Source organism: Streptomyces sp. L7 (genome assembly GCF_050990935.1).
Taxonomy (GTDB): domain Bacteria; phylum Actinomycetota; class Actinomycetes; order Actinomycetales; family Microbacteriaceae; genus Leifsonia.
Genome location: NZ_CP194644.1, coordinates 602,809 through 624,078, shown reverse-complemented (window position 1 = coordinate 624,078; position 21,270 = coordinate 602,809). Strand labels below are relative to the sequence as shown.

The following is a 21,270-nucleotide window of genomic DNA, read 5'->3' as shown; positions in this document are numbered from 1 at the left end:
TGTTCTGTCAGGTCGTTCGCTAGGAGAGCACGTCCTTCGTGAGGAACCGGCCGATCGCAAGCGCTCCGAAGACCGCCACGTAGCCGGCCTGCAGCCACAGGTTGGACACGAACGAGTCCCACACCAGCGGCGCGCGCAGGAAGTCGGCGAAGCCCAGCCAGTAGTGGCTGAACAGCCACGGGTGGAGGGCGTCGAGCTGCGGGAGCTGGTCCAGCACCTGCGACACCACGGCCAGCACCGCCGTCGCCGCCATCGCGCCGACCGGGACGTCGGTCAGCGTGGACAGGAACAGCCCGATCGCGCACATCCCGAGCAACGACACCACGATGTACAGCCCGATCAGCAGCAGCCGCACGGCCGCGTCGCCGAGGCTCACGACCGTGCCCGACAGCAGCGTGACCGGCCCGATCGGGAACAGCAGCGCGCCGATCAGCGCTCCTGCCAATGCGACGACCAGCGCAGCGGCGACGCAGAACACGGCGCAGCCGGCGAACTTCACCGCGAGCAGCCGCAGCCGGCCGGCGGGGGCGATCACGAGATAGCGCAGTGTGCCTTGGCTGGCCTCCCCCGCGATCGTGTCGCCCGCGACGACGCCGATGGTGAGGGGAAGGAACAGCGGAACGCACACCACCAGCGCGGTGAACGCGACGAAGAGCCCGTTGCTGGTGATCTGGTCGAGGAAGGCCGGCCCCCGGCCCCGTCCGGTGAGCCGCACAGCCACCGCGATGAGAATGGGCACGGCCGCCAGCGCGCCGAGCATCGCCCAGGTGCGCCACCGGCGGAACATCACCGACAGCTCGGAGCCCAGCAGCGCCCAGCCCGCCGCGGGACGTGCACGCCGGGCGCCGACCGACACGACCGGCCGATCGACCGTGGCCGCCGCAGCCTCGACCGGGACCGCCTCACTGCTCGACATCGAAGCCCTCCCCCGTCAGCTCCACGAAGCGCTCCTCCAGGCTGGACGACCGCACGGCGAATCCGCGCAACCGGACCCCCGCGCCGACCAGGTTCGCGGCGAGGTCCTCCACAGCAGGCGAGCCCTCGATGAGCGCCGCTTCCACGCCGTCGCCGCCGGTCTCCGGCGCCAACCCGAACCGGGCCAGCACCTCAGCCGCCGCGGCCCGATCCGGCGTCGTCACGCTCAGGCGCGGGCCGGACGCGCTGCGCAGCTCGTCCAGGGAGCCCTGCGCGACAAGCCGCCCGGTGCGCATGATGGCCGCGTGCGTGCAGATCTGCTCGATCTCCGCCAGCAGGTGGCTGGAGACGAAGACCGTCCTGCCCTCATCGGCGAGCGAGCGGACGAGGTTGCGCACCTCGCGCGTGCCCTGCGGGTCGAGCCCATTGGTCGGCTCGTCCAGCACCAGGAGGTCGCGGTCGGTGAGCAGCGCGCCGGCGATCCCGAGGCGCTGCTTCATGCCGAGCGAGTAGGTGCGTACATGCTTGCCCGCGGCGTGCGTGAGGCCGACGCGTTCGAGCGCGGCGGCCACCCGCTCCGAGCGGGTGGCGCCCGGCGCGTACCGGTCGGCGGTGTCACGCCGGACGAGGTTCGCGGTTCCGGACAGGTACAGCGCGAACGCCGGGCCCTCCACCAGTGCGCCCACGCGCGGCAGCACGGTCGCGCCACGGTCGGGCATGGCCTCCCCGAGCAAGTCGATCGAGCCGGCGGATGGTGAGATGAGTCCCAGCAGCATCCGGATAGTCGTGGTCTTGCCCGAGCCGTTCGGCCCGAGGAAGCCGAAGACCGACCCGCGCGGCACCGAGAGACTGAGCCCGTCCACTACCGCGCGCCCGCGGAACCGCTTGGTCAGCCCGCTCGTCGCGATGGCGGCGGCGTCGCTCACCGCGCGGCGTCCACTGACTCGGCACTCACCGGCAGTCGCTCACTGAGCGGCGGCCTGGAGGGCGGAGACCGGGACAGCGCCCGCGAGCACCCGTCCGTCCGGCGTCACCAGTACCGACACCAGCGAGGTCGACAGCGCACGGCCTCCCCCGACGGACTGCGTGAGCTGGGCGACCAGCGGGTCGGCCAGCGCCTGCGCCGGGACCGTGCCGGCCGGGAGGCTGACGATCGTCGCCCAGCCGGTGCCCGTGACCGTCGGCTTCGGCCGGTTCGTCCCCGTGCTGTGCTCGCCGGTCTTCGGTGCCTGCTCGGTGACCTTCGCGCCCTTCGGCGGCGTGAACGAGAAGACGCTCGCGTCGGGAGCGCTCGGTGTGAAGTCGCTGAACCCGGCCTGGAACGACGGCGAGGAAGCGCCACGCGCGGTCACCTCGACCTGCAGCGGCAGCCCGGTCTGGCCGTCCACCGCGATGGACACCGACCCGACCAACGTGGCGTCGGTGCGCGGCGTCAGCACCAGGTCGTACGCGTCACGGTCGGCGACCTTGGTGTTCGCGCCGAGGGTCACCTCCGTCGACGGGTCGACGGCGGCGAGAAACTTCTCCGCAAGCGCCTGCGGCGTCATCGCGGTTGCGCCCGGCGTGGCCGTCGGAGCCGGCGACGCGCCGCTCTTCTCGTGCGCCGGGATGGTCGCGTGGGTGACCGACTGGTCGCTGGACTGGTAGAGCCAGACGTCCGATCCATTGCGGATGGCGTCACGCTCGGCGAGCTGGTCGAGGAGCTGCACGCGCACCTTGGTGGGCCCGTCGACGTAGACCTTGGCGGTGTGGTCGCCCATCAGCAGCGAGAGCGTGCTCGCGATCGAACTGTCCGTGCTGGAGGAGCCGCCGCCCATCTTCGGGATGCTCGGCAGACCGAGGTCGGAAGTCTGCTCGACGGTGCCTGAGAACGCCTTCGTGTCGCTGGATGCGACCAGCCGGAGGACATCCGCCGGCGACTTCACGGGCAGGTCCGCCGCTCCCGCGGCGAGCGGGATCGCGATCGCACCCGCGGCAATGGCGGCGGGGACGACGATGGCCGGGAGCCAGCGGATCAGGCGGTGCTTCATAGTCCCGAGGATACGCTCGGGACCCCGCCGCCGACCCTTCCGATTCGGTGGGAGAACCGGAAATCATCCCCAGGTATGACACGCCGATCGGACCAGCGCCGGATACGCGGAAGGCCCTGCCGGAGCGGGGCCTTCCTCATCCGCCCCAGAGGACGTCGCCGACCCTGTGGACGCGGATGTCGTTGGTGGTTCCGGGGATCCCGGGAGGGGAGCCGGAAATGATGATGACCTTGTCTCCGTTCTCGGCGCGGCCCGTCGACTTGAGGGCCTCGTTCACCTGGGCGACCTTGAAGGCGCGGTCAGCTGCGAGAGCCTGGCATGACCATGAAGTGCGGCTTGCCCTCCGGGTCCAACACCGACTCGCGAATCTCTTCCGGAGTCAGGGTGACATAGTGCGAGAAGTGGATCAGTTCTAATTGTTCCCGCGCCGGACGGTGCTCTCACCGCTGCGGTGCAACTTGTATCCCGGTCCACCCGGATCCGTGATTGTGAACCCCGGCGCCACCTTGTCGGCCGTGACGGGAATCGACACCACCAGCAGCCTCGGAAGGCGTTCCTCATAACGGAGACTGTCAGCGAAGAAGTAGGTAAGGAACTGCTCCATGTCCGTCAGCAACGGAGAAGAGAACTCCAGGTCCTCGTCCGTATTGGACCGCTGAGCTTGCGTCAGCACCAACTGGTCGTCGTCAATCCGGAGAAAGTTGCGGATCTCGCCACCACTGTTGGCGAACACCCAGCCACCGAACTCCTCCCAGAAAGCGGCACCGTAACCGGCCGGGATCGCAACCTCATTGACCCGATCCACCAACGCTTGAACATCAGCATCCGCAATACTCACTCGGCCGCACATCCATGCACAAGAAGCCCGCGATCACGGAGTTCTTTCACATTCACCGAGTCACCATTGCGCCACCATGAAGTGCGGCTTACCCTCCGGGTCCAACGCGGACTGGCGAATCTCCTCCGGAGTCAGCGTGACATAGTGCGAGAACTTGGTAAGTTCCACGTCATCCCCGCATCGAACGACGCTCTCTCCTGCGTGGTGCAACTCATATCCCGGCCCACCCGGGTCCGTGATCGTGAACCCCGGCGCCACCTTGTCGCGGGTAACCGGAATCGACACCACCAGCAGCATCGGAAGGCGCCTCTTCTCACGGAGCCTGCGACAGAAGTAGTAGGTGAGGAACTTCTCCATGTCGGTCAATAACGGAGTGGAGAACATCAGATTCTCGTCGGTCCTGGCCCGCTGCGCGTCGGTGAGCACCAGCTGACCGTCGACGATCCGGAGAAAGTAGCGAATCTCACCACCACTGCTCGCGAACACCCAGCCGCCGAACTCCCCCCAGTAAGCACCACCATAAACTGCCGGGATTGCAACCTCGTTGACCCGATCCACCATCGCTTGAACGTCAGCATCGCCAATGCTCATCTGGTCGCGCCCTCCTGGACTAGGACTCCGCTTTCGAGGAGCTTTTCGACTTTCACGGGCTTACCTCTCTGGTCTCGGATGAATAGTTGGGATCCGCCGCCGCGCCTGCCGAAGCCGCGATCAATTTCCGAGTACTCGATACTCCACCCCTCGGTACCGGGCGGCCACTCGTCGGCCACACGGTAGGTGTAGTAGGGCTGTTCCAGCGAGTTTACGGGGAGGCTTCGTTGCTCGAACGAGGCCGGCTTCCCGTTCCTCATCACGCCGAGATATTCACCGGTCGGCTCGCCGATCCGGTCCACGGCGATGCCGTGGTCACGGACGTAGGCAGCCAGGTCGTGGTAGTCGCGACGCGTACCGGGCACCGCCCCATCGTTCGGCGGATACCTGTCCCAATGATGTCCGGTGACCGGATCGGTTTGGGCGTCAGTGAAACGTCCGTCATATTCGGCTTTGCTGTACGGGACCCCGCCAGGCCGACTGCGTCCCCACGGAGCGCCGGGGTCGGAGACCAGCTCGAACGTGCCCCGGTTGATGTCGGTGACCGGCGGGTAGGTGCGGTGCGCACCGTGGTCAGCGACCGGTCGACCGTACAGTGCATCACCGCGCGCAGGCGGATTGTTCGGATGTGGTGTCCAGCCGGGCGGCACCACCGAAGTGACCTCACTGCTCACCGTCGGGCCCACGGGGCCGGTGCGTCCTTTCATCCAGTCCAGTGCGCTGGTCGCTGCGCTCGGGGTCGAGAGCTTCACCGATGGTTTGACCAGCCCGGGGACCTTCCCGCCCTTACGGAACAGATCACCCGTTCTGGTGAACTTCGCCGCCGCCACACCCGGGATCAGGACGCTGGCGACCGTGGTGGTCGCGTACCCGATCACATACGCGTCCCCGGTAATGACCTGGTTCCACGTGTTGTTCAGTTCGTTGAACAGCTGGTCGCGTGCGTTCTGGTCGGTGATCAGGGCAGAGACGCCCGCACCGATCTCTTTCACGTTCACTTGCAGGCCGCCGGCGACCAGGTCACCCAGCGCCGCACCGGCGCCGGCGATGAACGCCAGGCGCGGGTCCCCGGACTTGATCGCGGGTTGGGCGATGGTGGCGTCGTACCATTTCCCGACCGCTTGGGAGGCCATCCCGACCAGGTTGAACTCGTTCCCGGTGGCGGCGATCGTGGCGTGGTTGATCGCGTTGTTGATCCCGCCGACCAGCAACGACCCACCGAGGACGGTCAGGCCGAGGGAGAACCCGCCGGTGAACGGGGTCAACCCGATCCCTACCGCGGTGATCACCGCGCCGGCGAGGATCTGTAACCCGTCCCAGAGCAAGTCCCACCCGGCCTGCTCCCGCCGTTCCGCCTCCGCCCGGGCGGCGACATCCGCCGCGTACCCGGCGAACATGCTCTCCCAGCCCTCAGAGGCGACCTGTTGGTTCGCCTGGCAGTACTCGAACATCCCCGAAGTCAGTTCACCCAACCGCGCCAGGGTCAGATCGAAACTCCCCGCCGTATAGGACCGGCCCCGACCGACCGTCAACGACCCGAGGCTCTTCAGAACACCCTTCAGCTCAGCGATCAGCTCGCGGACCTGGTTGAAACCGGGATCCGACGCTCATACGCCTCCCAGGTCTCCTTCTGCGACCGGGCAATAGCCCGCATGCCCTCGAAGTCCTCGACCGCAGCCCCCGCCGCGCGCGCACCAGCACCACCCAACGACACCAGATGCGCCGCCCCCGCAGAGATCCGCGTCAGCTCCCCCTCGAAACCCCGCAACCGGCCCAAACCCGCATCCAACTGGCTCACGTGGGCGTCGAACTCGTCGGCAACGAGCCGGAAATCCCCGTGCGCATCCACCTGGGCATACCCCGCCCAATACACGCCGATCGCGGTCTGGAACGTCGAGACCGCCACCAGCAACGACTGCGCCACCGGCAATTGCACCTCGCGGATATACGCACGCATCGCATCCGCACCCACACCACTGATCTGATCCGACCCGGCCAGAGCCTCCAACCCCTGCGCCAACTCAGCCAACACCTCGATCCGACGGTCAAGACCCTCCCGCAAACCCGGCGACGAAGCCTGCCACGAATCCGCAGAAAACTCCACAACACTCACGAGCCCACATCCCCACGATCACGCATGACCCCATGCTATCCGGGAAAACATGCGCAATTTCTATGGTGCAGTATGCATTTCGCATTTCACGGCCGCCTGCGGATGCGTCGATCGTCCGAATTTCGGAGACTGACCGTCAAAAACGCGGAAGGCCCCGCCGGAGCGGGGCCTTCCTCATCCGCCCTAGAGGACGTCGCCGACCCTGTGGACGCGGATGTCGTTGGTGGTTCCGGGGATCCCGGGAGGGGATCCGGAGATGATGATGACCTTGTCGCCGTTCTCGGCGCGACCCGTCGACTTCAGGGCCTCGTCCACCTGGGCGACCATCTGGTCGGTGTGGGTGACGCGATCCACGACGAACGACTCGACGCCCCAGAACAGGGACATCCGGCGGCGCACCGACTCCTCGGGCGTGAACGCGAGGATCGGGATCTTGTTGCGCAGGCGTGCCATCCGGCGGGCCGACTCGCCCGACTCGGTGAACACGCAGAGGTACTTGGCCTCCACGAAGTCGGCGACCTCGGTGGCGGCCAGCGTGATCGCGCCCGACTGCGTGCGCGGGCGGGTGCCGAGCGGCTGGATGCGGTCGAGGCCGTGCTCCTCGGTCGACGTCACGATGCGGGCCATGGTGGCCACGGTGATCGCCGGGTACTCGCCGACGCTCGTCTCGCCCGAGAGCATCACCGCGTCGGCACCGTCGAGGACGGCGTTGGCGACGTCGGAGGTCTCCGCGCGGGTCGGGACCGGGCTGGAGATCATCGACTCGAGCATCTGGGTGGCGACGATGACCGGCTTGGCTGCACGTCGGGCCAGCTCGACCGCCCGCTTCTGCACGATCGGGACGGCCTCCAGCGGCAGCTCCACACCGAGGTCGCCGCGCGCGACCATGATGGCGTCGAACGCCTCGATGATCTCCTCGAGCGCCTCGACGGCCTGCGGCTTCTCGATCTTGGCGACGACGGGGACTTTGCGGCCCTCCTCCGCCATGATCTCGTGCACGCGCTCGATGTCGGCGGCGTTGCGCACGAACGACAGCGCGATGATGTCCGCGCCGAGCTTGAGGCCCCAGCGCAGGTCGGCCTCGTCCTTCTCGGACAGCGCGGGCACGTTGACCGCGACGCCGGGGAGGTTGATGCCCTTGTTGTTGGACACCGGGCCGGCGACGATCACCTCGGTGGTGACGACGTTGCCCTCGACCTCGACGACGCGCACACGCACCTTGCCGTCGTCGATCAGGAGGAAGTCGCCCGGCTTCACGTCGTTGGGCAGGCCCTTGAACGTGGTCGAGGAGATCTCCTTGGTGCCGATGATGTCGTCGGTGGTGATCTTGAAGATGTCACCCTGCGCGAGATCGTAGGGGCCGGCCTCGAACTTGCCGAGACGGATCTTCGGACCCTGGAGGTCGACGAGGACCGCGACCGGCTTCCCCGCGTCGTCGGCGGCCTTGCGCACATTAGCGTAGACCCCTTCGTGCACGTCGTAGCTGCCGTGGCTCAGATTCATCCGAGCGACGTCGACGCCCGCATCGATGATCGCGCGGATGTTGTCGTAGCTGGAGGTCGCCGGACCGAGGGTCGCGACGATTTTCGCCCTTCTCATGGGTTTTTAGTGCTCCGTGATTCTCGCACCTGTGATGGCGCGTTCTCGTGGTGGAGGGGATCAGACGAGGATGCCCCGGTCGGTGGGTCGGACCGGGGACGGCAACTCCGTCTCCCCTTCAAGATACCGGTCGACGGCGGCTGCCGCTGCCCGGCCCTCTGCGATAGCCCATACGATGAGCGACTGTCCGCGGCCCGCGTCGCCGGCGACGAACACGCCCGCCTCGCTGGTCTGGTAGTCGCCGTCGCGGGCCACGTTGCCCCGGTCGTCGAACGGGAGACCGAGCTGGGAGCCCAGGCCCTCCTGCTCCGGACCGGTGAAGCCGAGCGCCAGGAGGACGAGGTCCGCGGGGATCTCTCGCTCGGTCCCGGCCTTCGGCACGCGGCGGCCGTCGAGGTACTCGGTCTCCGCGACGCGGAGGGCCTTCACCTCGCCGAACTCGTTCGCGAGGAACTCGACGGTGGACGCGAGGTACTCGCGCGCGCCGCCCTCCTCGTGGGCGCTCTGCACCTCGAACAGCGTCGGGGTCATCGGCCACGGCTGGTGCGCGGGGCGCTCCGCCGGCGGCTGCTTGCCGATCGCCAGGTTGGTCACGCTGGCCGCGCCCTGCCGGTGCGCGGTGCCGATGCAGTCGGCGCCGGTGTCACCGCCGCCGAGCACGATGACGTGCTTGCCGTCCGCCGTGATCTGGTCGGCGATCTGGTCGCCCGCGCCCGCCTTGTTCTGCTGGACCAGGTACTCCATCGCGAAGTGCACGCCCGCGAGGTCGCGGCCCGGGATCGGGAGGTCGCGCGGCACCATCGCGCCGGTGGCGACCACGACCGCGTCGTAGCGCGCGCGGAGGTCGTCCCAGGCGATGTCGCGGCCGATGTCGACGCCGGCGCGGAACCGGGTGCCCTCGGCCATCATCTGGTTCAGCCGCGCCTCGAGGTGCTTCTTCTCCATCTTGAAGTCCGGGATGCCGTAGCGCAGCAGGCCGCCGATGCGGTCGTCCCGCTCGTACACGGCGACCGTGTGGCCGGCGCGGGTGAGCTGCTGGGCCGCGGCGAGGCCGGCGGGGCCGGAGCCGACGACCGCGACCGTCTTGCCGGTGAGGCGCTCCGGCGGGTGCGGCTGCACCCAGCCGTTCTGCCAGGCCTGGTCGATGATCGACACCTCGACCTGCTTGATCGTCACGGCGGGCTGGTTGATGCCGAGCACGCACGACGACTCGCAGGGCGCGGGGCAGAGCCGGCCGGTGAACTCCGGGAAGTTGTTGGTCGCGTGCAGGCGCTCGATGGCCTGACGGCCCTCCCCGCGCCACATCAGGTCGTTCCACTCCGGGATGAGGTTGCCGAGCGGGCAGCCCTGGTGGCAGAACGGGATGCCGCAGTCCATGCAGCGTCCGGCCTGGCGGCGGAGCTGCGCCGGGTCGCCGGCCTCGTAGACCTCTTTCCAGTCCATGAGCCGGACCGAGACGGGACGGCGCTTCGGCAGCTCCCGCTCGGTCGTCTTCAGAAAGCCTTTGGGATCAGCCACCGTATGCACCTCCGTCATCGAAACCTTTGGGATCAGGCAGCATCATCCGCCGGTCACCTCCAAGATCCGATTCCACACAATGTCGCCGTCGGGGTCGAGCCCCTCGTCGACGGCCTCCTGACGCATCTGCAGCACTGCTGCGTAGTCGCGCGGCAGCACCTTGACGAACTTCGCCACCGTGGCGTCGAAGTCCGCGAGCATCCGCTCGGCCAGGGCCGACCCGGTCTCGGCGCGGTGCTGCTCCAGCAGGTCGCGCACGATCTCGATGTCGGCGCTGCCGAGCGGCAGCAGCTCCAGCTCTCCGGTGGCCAGCGCGTCGCGGTTGACCCGCTCGCGCTTCAGGTCGTACACGTACGCCGCGCCGCCGGACATGCCGGCGCCCAGGTTGCGGCCGGTGCCGCCGAGTATGACCGCGAGGCCGCCCGTCATGTACTCCAGCGCGTGGTCGCCCACGCCCTCCACCACCGCGGTCGCGCCCGAGTTGCGGACCAGGAAACGCTCGCCCACGATGCCGCGGATGAACATGCTGCCCTGCGTCGCGCCGTAGCCGATCACATTGCCCGCGATGACGTTCCGCTCGGCCGGGAAGACGCTGCCCTGAGGCGGGCGCACGACGATCCGGCCGCCGGAGAGACCCTTGCCGACGTAGTCGTTGGAGTCGCCCTCCAGCCGGAGCGTGATGCCCGCGGGGAGGAACGCGCCCAGAGACTGGCCGGCGGACCCCGTCAGCGTGATGTCGATCGTGCCGGTCGGGAGGCCGTTCTCGCCGTGGCGGGCCGTGACCTCGTGACCGAGCATGGTGCCGACAGCGCGCTCGGTGTTGCGGATCGGCAGCGACAGCGACAGCGACGCGCCCTCCGCGCCGGGGTGCGACGCCAGCACATCGTGCGCGGCCTGGATGAGCTGGTTGTCGAAGTGCTCGTCCAGCTCGTGGTCCTGGGCGCGGCCGTTCTTGCGCGGCGCGGACTCCGGGAACTCCGGCCCGCGCAGGATCGGCGTGAGGTCGAGCCCCGACGCCTTCCAGTGCTCGATCGCACGGTCGGCGTCCAGCAGCTCGGCGTGGCCGATCGCCTCGTCCAGGCTGCGGAAGCCGAGCTCGGCGAGGTACTCGCGCACCTCCTGTGCGATGAACTCGAAGAAGTTGACGACGAACTCCGGCTTGCCCGAGAACCGCGAGCGCAGCTCCGGGTTCTGGGTGGCGACGCCGACCGGGCAGGTGTCGAGGTGGCAGACGCGCATCATGACGCAGCCGGAGACCACCAGCGGCGCCGTCGCGAAGCCGAACTCCTCGGCGCCGAGCAGCGCGCCGACGATGACGTCGCGGCCGGTCTTGAGCTGGCCGTCCACCTGCACCACTACGCGCTCGCGCATCCCGTTGAGCATGAGCGTCTGCTGCGTCTCCGCGAGGCCCAGCTCCCACGGCGTCCCCGCGTGCTTGAGCGAGTTGACCGGGGACGCTCCCGTGCCGCCGTCGTGGCCGGAGACCAGGATGACGTCGGCCAGCGCCTTCGCCGTCCCGGCCGCGACCGCGCCGATGCCGGACTCGCTCACCAGCTTGACGTGCACCCGTGCCTGCGGGTTCGCGCGCTTCAGGTCGAAGATGAGCTGCTTGAGGTCCTCGATCGAGTAGATGTCGTGGTGCGGGGGCGGCGAGATCAGCCCGACGCCCGCGGTCGCGTGCCGGGTGCGGGCGACCCACGGGTAGACCTTGGTCGGCGGGAGCTGGCCGCCCTCGCCGGGCTTGGCGCCCTGGGCGAGCTTGATCTGGATGTCGTCCGCGTGGGTCAGGTACATCGACGTGACACCGAACCGGCCCGAGGCGACCTGCTTGATCGCGCTGCGCCGCTCCGGGTCGAGCAGGCGGTCGAGGTCCTCGCCGCCCTCGCCGGTGTTCGACTTGGCACCGAGGCGGTTCATCGCGATGGCGAGGGTCTCGTGCGCCTCCTTGGAGATGGAGCCGTAGCTCATCGCCCCGGTGGAGAAGCGCTTGACGATGGACTCCACAGGCTCGACCTCGTCGATCGGGACCGCAGGACGCTGGCCGGTGCGCAGCGTGAACATGCCGCGCAGCGTCATCAGCGACTCGGCCTGGTCGTCCACGAGCTTGGTGTACTCGCGGAAGACGTCGTACCGGCGCGTGCGCGTGGAGTGCTGCAGGCGGAAGACCGTCTCCGGGTTGAAGAGGTGCGGCGAGCCGTCGCGGCGCCACTGGTACTCGCCGCCGGTCTCCAGCCGCTCGTGCGCGAGGATCGCGCCCTCCGGCGGGTAGGCCGCGGTGTGCCGCGCCAGGTTCTCCGCCGCGATGACGTCGATGCCGACGCCGCCGAGCTTGCTGGTGGTGCCGGTGAAGTACTGGTCCACGAACTCCTGGCTGAGGCCGACGGCCTCGAACGCCTGGGCGCCCGCGTACGACGACACGGTGGAGATGCCCATCTTGGACATGATCTTCAGCACGCCCTTGCCGAGCGCCTTGATGACGTTCTTGACCGCCTTCTCGGGCGTCACGTTCGTGATCATCCCGCTGCGGACGAGCTCCTCGCAGGTCTCCATCGCCAGGTACGGGTTGATGGCGGAGGCGCCGTAGCCGATCAGCAGCGCGACGTGGTGCACCTCGCGGACGTCGCCGGCCTCCACGATCAGGCCGCACTTCATGCGGTTCTCGGCGCGGATCAGGTGGTGGTGCACGGCCGCGAGCATGAGCAGCGACGGGATGGGCGCGAGGTCCTTGGTGGAGTCGCGGTCGCTCAGCACGATGAACTGGGCGCCGGCTTCGATGGCCTCGTCCACTTCGTCGCACATCTCGGCGAGCCGCGCCTGCATGGCGTCGGGCCCGGCGTCGGAGCGGTACAGGCCGCGCAGGGTCGTCGTGAGCCGGCTTCCCGGGCGCGGGTCGATGTGCTGGATCTTCGCCAGCTCGTCGTTGTCGATCACCGGGAAGTCGAGGACGACCTGCCGCGCGTGCTCCGGGCCGGCGCTGAGCAGGTTGCGCTCCGGGCCGAGGCCGAGGGCCAGGGAGGTGACGACCTCCTCGCGGATGGAGTCGAGCGGCGGGTTGGTGACCTGCGCGAACTGCTGGGTGAAGTAGTCGAACAGGAGCCGGGGGCGCTGCGAGAGAACGGCGACCGGCGTGTCCGACCCCATCGCACCGAGCGGCTCGGCCCCGGTCGTCGCCATCGGCTTCAGCAGGACGCGCACCTCCTCCTCGGTGTAGCCGAAGGTGCGCTGGCGGCGCGTGACGGAGGCCGGGGTGTGCACGATGTGCTCGCGCTCCGGCAGGTCCTTGAGGTTGATCCGGCCGTCGGCCAGCCACTCGCCGTAGGGCGCGCCCGCGGCGAGCTCGGACTTGATCTCGTCGTCCTCGATCAGGCGACCGGCGACGGTGTCGACCAGGAACATCCGGCCGGGGCGCAGGCGGCCCTTGCGCACGACGCGGCTCGGCTCGATGTCGAGCACGCCGATCTCGGAGGCGAGCACCACCAGGCCGTCGTTGGTGACGACGTAGCGGCCGGGGCGCAGGCCGTTCCGGTCGAGCGTCGCGCCGACGAGGGACCCGTCGGTGAACACGATCGCAGCGGGGCCGTCCCACGGCTCCATGAGCATGGAGTGGTACTCGTAGAAGTCTCGGCGGACCGGGTCGATCTCGGTCTGGTTCTCCCAGGCCTCCGGCACCATCATCATGACGGCGTGCGGCAGCGAGCGGCCGGTGAGCGAGATGAGCTCCACGACCTCGTCGAACGACGCCGAGTCGGAGGCCCCGGGCGTCACGATCGGCAGCACGGGCGACAGGTCGCCGAGCAGTTCGCTCTCGAGCTGCGACTGGCGGGCGCGCATCCAGTTGCGGTTGCCCGACACCGTGTTGATCTCACCGTTGTGCGCGATCATCCGGAACGGCTGCGCGAGCGGCCACGACGGGAACGTGTTGGTGGAGTAGCGCGAGTGCACCAGGGCCAGTTTGGACGCGAAGCGCTGGTCGGAGAGGTCCGGGTAGAACGGCTCGAGCTGGAGGGTGGTGACCATGCCCTTGTACACGATCGTCCGGCTGGACAGCGATGAGAAGTACAGGTCGAGCTCGCGCTCGGCGCGCTTGCGCAGGAAGAACGTCAGCCGGTCGAGCGCGATTCCGGCGACCGGCTCACCGCGTCCGCCGCCCTGCTCGTCGACACGGGTGCTCGCGACGAAGAGCTGCTCGATGACGGGCATCGCGTCGCGCGCCAGCGTTCCGAGTTCCTCCGGGCGGACCGGGACCGGACGCCAGCCGAGCACCGTGAGGTCGTGCTCGGCCGCGATCACCTCGACGGCGGTCTTCACGCTCTCGCGTGCGGCGGCGTCGGTCGGCAGGAAGGCGTTGCCCACCGCGTACCGGCCCGCGCCGGGCAGTTCCAGCCCGGAGACGGCGCGCAGGAACGCGTCGGGGACCTGCGTGATGATGCCCGCGCCGTCGCCGGTGCCGGCGTCGGAGCCGACCGCGCCGCGGTGCTCGAGGTGGCGCAGCGCTTCGAGCGCAGCGTCGATGATGTCGTGACCGGCGGTGCCGCGCAGCGTGGCGACCATCGCGAGGCCGCACGCGTCCTTCTCGGCGGCGGGGTCGTAGAGACCCTGCTTGCCGGGAACGGTGCTGAACCGGGAGTGGGGAGGCGTGACCGCCATATTTCGACCGTCCTCACAGTGTCGTGGATGTGGGGATGTGGAGTGCGGGGACGCCTTCGGCCCGATGCTGGGAGGTTCCGCCGCAACTGCGCCGGGCTTGTGTGCGGCCCGGGGATCGGTGCGGTCAGGTAGTGCTTACGGGATCAGCCTCTACGGGTGGGGGTTCTGAGCCGGCGGAGATCATCCGCGCGACGGGCTTGTGGCCTTGGCTCCGGCGGACGCGGTGGGCTCCCCGTCGCCATCGACGAAGTCCTCGTCGTCCGAGTCCGTGTCGTCAGAGTCTACCTCAGCATCGGGGCGAACCCATTCACGGCCCGGTCGGTAGACGCCCGGCTCGAGTCCGGGGTGCCGGCGGGACTGCACGACGAAGATCACGATGCCGAGCACGACGGCCAGGAACGCGGCCCACACGTTGCTCTGGATGCCCAGGAACGAGAACTCGCTCGGGTCGATGCGGATCGACTCCAGGTAGGAGCGGCCCAGGCCATACCAGATCAGGTAGACGGCCAGCGTCTTGCCCCACTGCAGGCGCAGCTTCCGCTCCAGGAAGAGGATCACGGCGACGCCGATGACGTTCCAGATGATCTCGTAGAGGAACAGCGGCTGGAACAGCGTGTTGTCGGGCAGGCCGACCGGGATCGCCTTGTTGCCCGAGTCGATCTGCAGGCCCCACGGCAGGTTGGTCGGGAGGCCGAACAGCTCCTGGTTGAAGTAGTTGCCGAGACGGCCGATCGCCTGGGCGAGCAGCAGGGCCGGCGCGAGGGCGTCGGCGACGCTCCAGAAGCGCAGGCCGCTGATGCGGCACGCGATCCAGATGCCGATCGCTCCGCCGATCAGCGAGCCGAAGATGGCGTTGCCGCCCTCCCAGATCGCGAACACGTTGAAGAGGTTCGCGCCGGGGTAGAAGTAGTCGGACGGGTGCGTGAACACGTGGTAGAGCCGCGCGCCGATGATGCCGAGCACGACCGCCCAGAGCAGGATGTCCAGGATGACACCCGGCTCGGCCCCGCGCTTCGTGAGCCGGCGGGAGGTCCAGAGGGCGGCGACCACGATGCCGATCAGGATCATGATCGCGTAGGTCTGGATGCGCCAGTGCAGACCGAAGATGTCGATCGGGATCTGCTGCCACTCGGGCCCCGGGCTCGGGATGCTGGTGACCCAGCCACTCATCGTCGCGACCACGCGATGACTACCTTTCGTATCCGATGGAGTCCGGCGCCGAGCGGCGCACGGCCTCCAGTCTAAGTGTTGGTCGGGGGTGCCGCCGACGCGGCCGGGTCAGGCCGTCGCGCCCTGGCGCACCGTGCCGCGGGCGAGCTCCGCGGCGACGCGTCCGGCCTCCGCGACTCCCCCGTCGGCCAGGGCCTTCACGAGGGCCGAGCCGACGATCGCACCGTCGGCGTACTCCAGCACCTCGGCGACCTGCGCCGCGCTGGAGATGCCGAGGCCCACGCAGGTGCTGGTGGCGCCGGCGTCGCGGAGGCGGCCGACCAGTGTGCGGGCGGCGCTGTCGACGTCGCTGCGGGCGCCGGTGATGCCCATCGTGGAGACGGCGTAGACGAAGCCGCGGCTGTGCTCGACCGTGGAGCGCAGACGGGCGTCGGTCGAGGAGGGCGCCGCGAGGAACACGCGGTCCAGCCCGGCGCGCTCGGAGGCGGCCAGCCAGTCCGCACCCTCGTCGGGGATGAGGTCGGGCGTGATCAGCCCGGCGCCGCCCGCGGCGACCAGGTCGTCCGCGAATCGGTCGACGCCGTACTGCAGGACCGGGTTCCAGTAGGTCATCACCAGGACCGGCACGTCCACGCGCTGCGTGATCTCGCGCACGGCGGTGAAGCCGTCGCGCAGGCGGAAGCCGTTGGAGAGCGCCCGCTGGGTCGCCGCCTGGATGACCGCGCCGTCCATGACGGGGTCGGAGTACGGCAGCCCCAGCTCGATGACGTCGACGCCGTTCTCCGCGAGCGCCACCGCCGCGTCGACGCTGGTCCGGAGGTCCGGGAAGCCGGCCGGGAGGTAGCCGACCAGGGCGCCGGCCGCCTCGGCGTTGCGGCGGGCGATGGTGTCTGCCACGCGGCTCACGACTGCACGGCTCCTTCGTCGATCAGGCCGAAGTAGCGTCCGGCGGTCTCCATGTCCTTGTCGCCGCGGCCGCTGAGGTTCACCAGCACGATGCCGTCCGGACCGAGCTCTTTGCCGAGCTCCAGAGCGCCTGCGAGCGCGTGCGCGGACTCGATTGCCGGGATGATTCCCTCCGTGCGGCTGAGCAGGCGCAGGGCCTGCATCGCGTCAGCGTCGCTCACCGGGCGGTACTCGGCGCGGCCGATCGACGCGAGCCACGAATGCTCAGGACCGACACCCGGGTAGTCGAGCCCGGCGGAGATCGAGTGGGACTCGATGGTCTGGCCGTCCTCGTCCTGCAGCAGCATGCTGCGCGCGCCGTGCAGGACGCCGGGGCGCCCCTTGGTGATGGTCGCGGCGTGCCGCGGGGTCTCCGCGCCCTCGCCGCCCGCCTCGAAGCCGACCAGGCGGACGTCCTCGTCGTCCAGGAACGCGTGGAAGATGCCCATGGCGTTCGAACCGCCGCCGACGCAGGCCGCGACGGCGTCGGGCAGGCGGCCGGTCAGCGCGAGCACCTGCTCGCGGGCCTCCTCGCCGATGATCTTCTGGAGGTCGCGCACCATCTCCGGGAACGGGTGCGGGCCCGCGACGGTGCCGAAGATGTAGTTGGTGTTCCCGACGTTGGTGACCCAGTCGCGCATCGCGTCGTTGATCGCGTCCTTGAGGGTGCGCGAGCCGGTCTTGACGGCGACGACCTCGGCTCCGAGCAGGCGCATGCGGGCGACGTTCAGCGCCTGGCGCTCGGTGTCGACCTCGCCCATGTAGATGGTGCACTCCAGGCCGAACAGCGCGGCGGCGGTCGCGGTGGCGACGCCGTGCTGGCCGGCGCCGGTCTCGGCGATCACGCGGGTCTTGCCGATCCGCTTCGTGAGGATGGCCTGGCCGAGCACGTTGTTGATCTTGTGCGAGCCGGTGTGGTTGAGGTCCTCGCGCTTGAGGATGACGCGCGCACCGCCGGCATGAGCCGCGAAGCGCGGCACCTCCGTGATGATGCTCGGCCTCCCGGTGTAGCTGCGGTGCAGCTCGTCCAGCTCGGCGTGGAACGCGGGATCGGCCTTCGCCGCCTCCCACGCCTCGGTGAGCTCGTCGAGGGCGGCGACGAGCGACTCGGGCACGAAGCGCCCGCCGAACTCGCCGAAGTAGGGTCCGTGTTCAGAACGAAGGGACATCAGGCTCCAAGGAACTGGCCGAGCGTGGCGATCGGATCGCTCGTGACGAGCGCCTCGCCGACGAGCACGACATCAGCGCCCGCCGCCCGGTAGTGCGCGACGTCGGCGGCCGACTTCACGGCCGACTCCGCCACGCGGATGACGCCGGACGGGTACCGGTCGGCCAGGCGGCCGAACAGGTCCGGGTCCAGCTCGAACGTCGAGAGGTTGCGCGCGTTGACGCCCACCAGCTTCGCGCCGATGTCGAACGCGCGGCTCAGCTCGTCCCCGGTGTGCGCCTCCACGAGCGCGGTCATACCGAGGTCGGCGATGAGGTCGTGGAGCTCCACGAGCCGCTGCTGATCGAGCGCGGCGACGATGAGCAGCACGAGGTCGGCCCCCGCGGCTCGCGCCTCGAGCACCTGGTAGGGCTCGGCGACGAACTCCTTGCGGAGCACCGGGAGTGTCACTGCGGCGCGGACCGCCTCGAGGTCGGCGAGCGACCCCTTGAAGCGGCGCTCCTCGGTGAGGACGCTGATCGCGCTCGCTCCCCCGGTCTCGTAGAGGGCGGCGAGGGCGGCAGGGTCGGGGATGTCGGCGAGGTCGCCGCGCGACGGGCTCGCGCGCTTGACCTCGGCGATGATCTTGACCCGCTCGGCGGGCGCGAGGGCCGCGAGCGCGTCGATGGCGGGCTCCCGTGCGGCGGCCGCGGCCTCCACGACCGCGTACGGTCGCTCCGCGCGTCGCCGCTCCGCGTCTTCCAGCGCGCCGGCGACGAGGTCGGCGAGCACGGGCTAGTGGCCCTTCGGGGTGTACTTGGAGCCGCCCACTCCGTAGCCCGCGCGCTTCATGATCCAGCCCACGATCAGTCCGATGATGGCGAGACCGGCGGAGGCCCACACGACGATGGGCGCGTCGTAGAAGAACGCGATGGCGCCGATGGTGAAGGCGATAAGCATGATGATCACGGCCGTCCACGCCGCCGGCGAATGACCGTGGCCTGGATCGACTGACTCGGTGCTCATGGGACTCCTGCACGTCGGGTGCGCGTCCCGGCGGTCCGGAGACCGCTGGCGCGCACGGATTGGTGGATCTGAACCAGTCTAGTGGCTCAGCGGGTGGGGTCGTCGCCGCGACTCAGCTCGTCCCAGCTGTCGATCGCGGAGTCGCGGTCGAGAGAGGTAGGCTCCTCCGCCGCGCCGGATTCGGCAGCCGCGCGAGCCTCGCGCTCGTCGCCCTCCCCAGCGATCTCCCCGGCCGTCTCCTCCGTCTCGGCGGCGCCGTGCAGTCCGGCGAGAGCCTCCTCGGCCGAGCGGCCGTTCTCGCCCGCGAACCGGGCCTGGTACTTGCGCGACGGGCCGGGCCAGGCGCGCACGAAGACGAGGGCGAGCACGCCGGACAGGGCGACCAGCACGCCGCCGACGACTGCGAGCCAGGGCCAGAACGCGGTCGTCGTGCTCTGGACGAGCTTGCGCAGGGAGGCCTCCCCCGCGACGCCGGTCGCCGAGGTGATCGCCGCGCTGGCGGCCTGCAGCGGGTCGCCGAGCACGGCGAGGGCCGAGTAGACCAGCGAGACGCCCAGCAGGACTCCGAGCAGCGCCAGCACGACCCGGAACGCCGGTCCGGCGATCGCGAGCGCCGCGGTGAGCGCGAGGCCTGCCAGCGAGAGCGCCGTCAGCGCCGGCGCGGCGGCCGAGCCGGCGACGGTGACCGTCCCGGCGTGGTTCGCCACGTCCCGGACCTGGATGGTGAACCAGGTCTGCGTCGCCGACAGCAGTCCGAGGCCGCTCCCCACCAGGAGGGCGAGGAGGGTCAGATACTTGACGCGGCGGTTCTCAGTCCGCACCGTGCACCCGTCTCATCCCATTGGCCACCGCGACCGCGCGCAGCGGCGCGGCCGCCTTGTTCTGCGACTCCTGGAACTCCAGGCGCGGCACCGAGTCCGCGACCAGGCCGCCCCCGCCTGCACGCGCGCGACGCCGCCCAGGATGGTCGCCGTGCGGATCGCGATGGCGAGGTCGGCGTCGCCGGCGAAGTCGAAGTAGCCGATCACTCCCCCGTACACGCCGCGCTGCGCAGGCTCCAGCTCGTCGATGATCCGCAAGGCCATCGGCTTGGGCGCGCCGGAGAGGGTGCCGGCGGGGAAGGTCGCCCGGAACACGTCGATCGCGCCGGAGGTCGGCAGCAGGTCGCCCTCCACCGAGGAGACGATGTGCATGATGTGGCTGAACCGCTCCACGCGCATGAACTCGGTCACCTCGACGCTGCCGGCCGCGCAGACCTTGAGGAGGTCGTTGCGGGCCAGATCGACGAGCATCAGGTGCTCGGCGCGCTCCTTGTCGTCGGCGAGCAGGGAGGCCTCCAGGTCGAGGTCCTCCTCCGGCGTCGCGCCACGCGGCCGGGAGCCGGCGATGGGGTGCGTGAACGCGCGACCCTCCTGCACCTTGACCAGCGCCTCCGGCGAGGAGCCGACGATCTGGTACGGCTCGCCGTCCGGGCGCTCCAGCGACAGCAGGTACATGTACGGGCTCGGGTTCAGGGCCCGCAGCACGCGGTAGACGTCGAGCGCGGAGGCGGTGCACTCCAGCTCGAAGCGCTGCGAGATGACGACCTGGAAGATGTCGCCGGCGACGATGCGCTCCTTCGCGGTCTCGACCGACGCGAGGAAGTCCTCCTCGCGGGTGCGGGACTCCGGGTGCGCGGGCGCGCCGAGGTCGACCTCGGCCAGCCACGCCTCCGAGGGCTGCGCGAGTTGCTGCTGCATGCGGTCCAGGCGCTGCTGGGCGTCGCTCCAGAGCGCGTCCGCGTCCTGCTCGCCGTCGGCCAGTGCGTTGGCGATGAGCTTGACGGTGCCCGAGCGGTGGTCGATCACGACCAGGTCGGCCACGAACGCCATCGCCTGACCGGGAACGTCGACGTCCGCCGGCGGCCGGTGCGGCAGGCGCTCGAGCTGGCGCACGGCCTCCCAGCCGATGAAGCCGACGAGGCCGCCGGTCAGCGGGGGCAGCCCGGGGATGCGCGGCGTCCGCCAGCGCTCATGCAGCGCCGCGAGCGCGTCGAGCGGACCGCTCGGGACGGCGCTGCCCAGGGCGCGCTCGGCGGAAACACCGTAGTCGAGCCAGCGCACGTCGTCGCCGTCCTGCGTGAGCATGCCGAACGACGCGGCCCCCACGAACGAGAAGCGCGACCAGATGCCGCCCTGTTCGGCGGACTCCAGCAGGAAGGTGCCGGGGCGGCCGGCGGCGAGCTTGCGGTAGATGCCGACCGGGGTCTCGCCGTCGGCGAAGAGCTCGCGGACCACCGGCACCACGCGGTGCTCGGCGGCCAGCGCGGCGAACTCGTCGCGTCCGGTGGTGCCGTCGGCGGTCGCGATCACAGGTCGGACCCCATCTCCGCGACCAGTTCGTCGGTCTCCGCCCCGCCAACGGCGGGGGCGAGCACGTCGGCGTCGAAGCAGGTGCGCGTGCCGGTGTGGCAGGCAGCGCCGACCTGGTCGACGGTCACGAGCAGGGTGTCGCCGTCGCAGTCGAGCGCAGCGCCCTTCACGTACTGGACGTGGCCGGACGTGTCGCCCTTCCGCCAGTACTCCTGCCGGGAACGCGACCAGAACGTCACGCGGCCCTCGGTGAGCGTGCGGCGCACGGCCTCGGCGTCCATCCAGCCCATCATGAGCACCTCGCGGGAGTCCCACTGCTGGATGACGGCGGGCACCAGCCCGGCGTCGCTGAAGCGGATCCGTCCGATCACGTCGTCCAT

General features: G+C 69.8%; 18 protein-coding genes and 1 pseudogene. All 19 read right to left on the bottom strand.

The genetic code is table 11. From position 1 onward, the window contains the following. Positions 1–19 precede the first annotated feature (19 nt). On the bottom strand, positions 20–916 hold the full coding sequence (locus ACR5MH_RS03085; RefSeq protein ID WP_431345916.1) for an ABC transporter permease: 897 nt from the start codon (positions 914–916) through the stop codon (positions 20–22). Further along, positions 903–1,841, bottom strand: coding sequence for an ATP-binding cassette domain-containing protein (locus tag ACR5MH_RS03080; protein ID WP_431345915.1), 939 nt, complete (start codon positions 1,839–1,841; stop codon positions 903–905). Before ACR5MH_RS03080 ends, ACR5MH_RS03085 begins: the two co-directional genes overlap by 14 nt. A 39-nt stretch (positions 1,842–1,880) precedes the next feature. Next, positions 1,881–2,945, bottom strand: coding sequence for a LolA family protein (locus tag ACR5MH_RS03075; RefSeq protein ID WP_431345914.1), 1,065 nt, complete (start codon positions 2,943–2,945; stop codon positions 1,881–1,883). Positions 2,946–3,081: 136 nt separating this feature from the next. Continuing rightward, a pseudogene (locus ACR5MH_RS03070) lies at positions 3,082–3,282 on the bottom strand (pyruvate kinase alpha/beta domain-containing protein); the annotation flags it as partial. Positions 3,283–3,357: 75 nt separating this feature from the next. Continuing rightward, complete coding sequence (locus ACR5MH_RS03065; RefSeq protein ID WP_431345913.1) at positions 3,358–3,783, bottom strand: Imm61 family immunity protein; 426 nt, start codon at positions 3,781–3,783, stop codon at positions 3,358–3,360. Between the two features lie 60 nt (positions 3,784–3,843). Then, positions 3,844–4,374 (bottom strand): Imm61 family immunity protein, encoded by a 531-nt coding sequence (locus ACR5MH_RS03060; protein WP_431345912.1) that lies wholly within the window; start codon positions 4,372–4,374, stop codon positions 3,844–3,846. Next, complete coding sequence (locus ACR5MH_RS03055; RefSeq protein ID WP_431345911.1) at positions 4,371–5,906, bottom strand: glycohydrolase toxin TNT-related protein; 1,536 nt, start codon at positions 5,904–5,906, stop codon at positions 4,371–4,373. The genes ACR5MH_RS03060 and ACR5MH_RS03055 overlap by 4 nt, the downstream gene beginning before the upstream one ends. Positions 5,907–5,944: 38 nt before the next feature. Continuing rightward, positions 5,945–6,487 (bottom strand): hypothetical protein, encoded by a 543-nt coding sequence (locus tag ACR5MH_RS03050; RefSeq protein ID WP_431345910.1) that lies wholly within the window; start codon positions 6,485–6,487, stop codon positions 5,945–5,947. 183 nt (positions 6,488–6,670) lie between these two features. Further along, positions 6,671–8,086, bottom strand: a complete 1,416-nt coding sequence (gene pyk / locus ACR5MH_RS03045; RefSeq protein ID WP_431350030.1) for a pyruvate kinase — start codon at positions 8,084–8,086, stop codon at positions 6,671–6,673. A 60-nt stretch (positions 8,087–8,146) separates the two neighbouring features. Beyond that, positions 8,147–9,604: a glutamate synthase subunit beta gene (locus tag ACR5MH_RS03040; RefSeq protein WP_431350031.1), complete on the bottom strand. Its 1,458-nt coding sequence runs from the start codon at positions 9,602–9,604 to the stop codon at positions 8,147–8,149. 42 nt (positions 9,605–9,646) lie between these two features. Continuing rightward, entirely contained in the window at positions 9,647–14,251 is a 4,605-nt protein-coding gene (gene gltB, locus ACR5MH_RS03035; protein WP_431350032.1) for a glutamate synthase large subunit, read from the bottom strand. A 180-nt stretch (positions 14,252–14,431) separates the two neighbouring features. Then, the gene (lgt, locus tag ACR5MH_RS03030; protein WP_433862269.1) at positions 14,432–15,433 is read right to left on the bottom strand and encodes a prolipoprotein diacylglyceryl transferase; all 1,002 of its coding nucleotides are present in this window, start codon (positions 15,431–15,433) and stop codon (positions 14,432–14,434) included. 96 nt (positions 15,434–15,529) lie between these two features. Further along, entirely contained in the window at positions 15,530–16,327 is a 798-nt protein-coding gene (gene trpA / locus ACR5MH_RS03025; RefSeq protein ID WP_431350034.1) for a tryptophan synthase subunit alpha, read from the bottom strand. Continuing rightward, positions 16,324–17,535, bottom strand: a complete 1,212-nt coding sequence (gene trpB, locus ACR5MH_RS03020) for a tryptophan synthase subunit beta (RefSeq protein ID WP_431350035.1) — start codon at positions 17,533–17,535, stop codon at positions 16,324–16,326. Before trpB ends, trpA begins: the two co-directional genes overlap by 4 nt. Continuing rightward, positions 17,535–18,305, bottom strand: a complete 771-nt coding sequence (gene trpC, locus ACR5MH_RS03015; RefSeq protein ID WP_431350036.1) for an indole-3-glycerol phosphate synthase TrpC — start codon at positions 18,303–18,305, stop codon at positions 17,535–17,537. Before trpC ends, trpB begins: the two co-directional genes overlap by 1 nt. A 3-nt stretch (positions 18,306–18,308) precedes the next feature. Further along, positions 18,309–18,539: a DUF6704 family protein gene (locus ACR5MH_RS03010; protein WP_431350037.1), complete on the bottom strand. Its 231-nt coding sequence runs from the start codon at positions 18,537–18,539 to the stop codon at positions 18,309–18,311. 86 nt (positions 18,540–18,625) lie between these two features. Beyond that, on the bottom strand, positions 18,626–19,360 hold the full coding sequence (locus tag ACR5MH_RS03005; RefSeq protein ID WP_431350038.1) for a Trp biosynthesis-associated membrane protein: 735 nt from the start codon (positions 19,358–19,360) through the stop codon (positions 18,626–18,628). 12 nt (positions 19,361–19,372) lie between these two features. Then, positions 19,373–20,890, bottom strand: a complete 1,518-nt coding sequence (locus ACR5MH_RS03000) for an anthranilate synthase component I (protein ID WP_433862268.1) — start codon at positions 20,888–20,890, stop codon at positions 19,373–19,375. Next, positions 20,887–21,270, bottom strand: a complete 384-nt coding sequence (hisI, locus tag ACR5MH_RS02995; RefSeq protein ID WP_431350148.1) for a phosphoribosyl-AMP cyclohydrolase — start codon at positions 21,268–21,270, stop codon at positions 20,887–20,889. Before hisI ends, ACR5MH_RS03000 begins: the two co-directional genes overlap by 4 nt.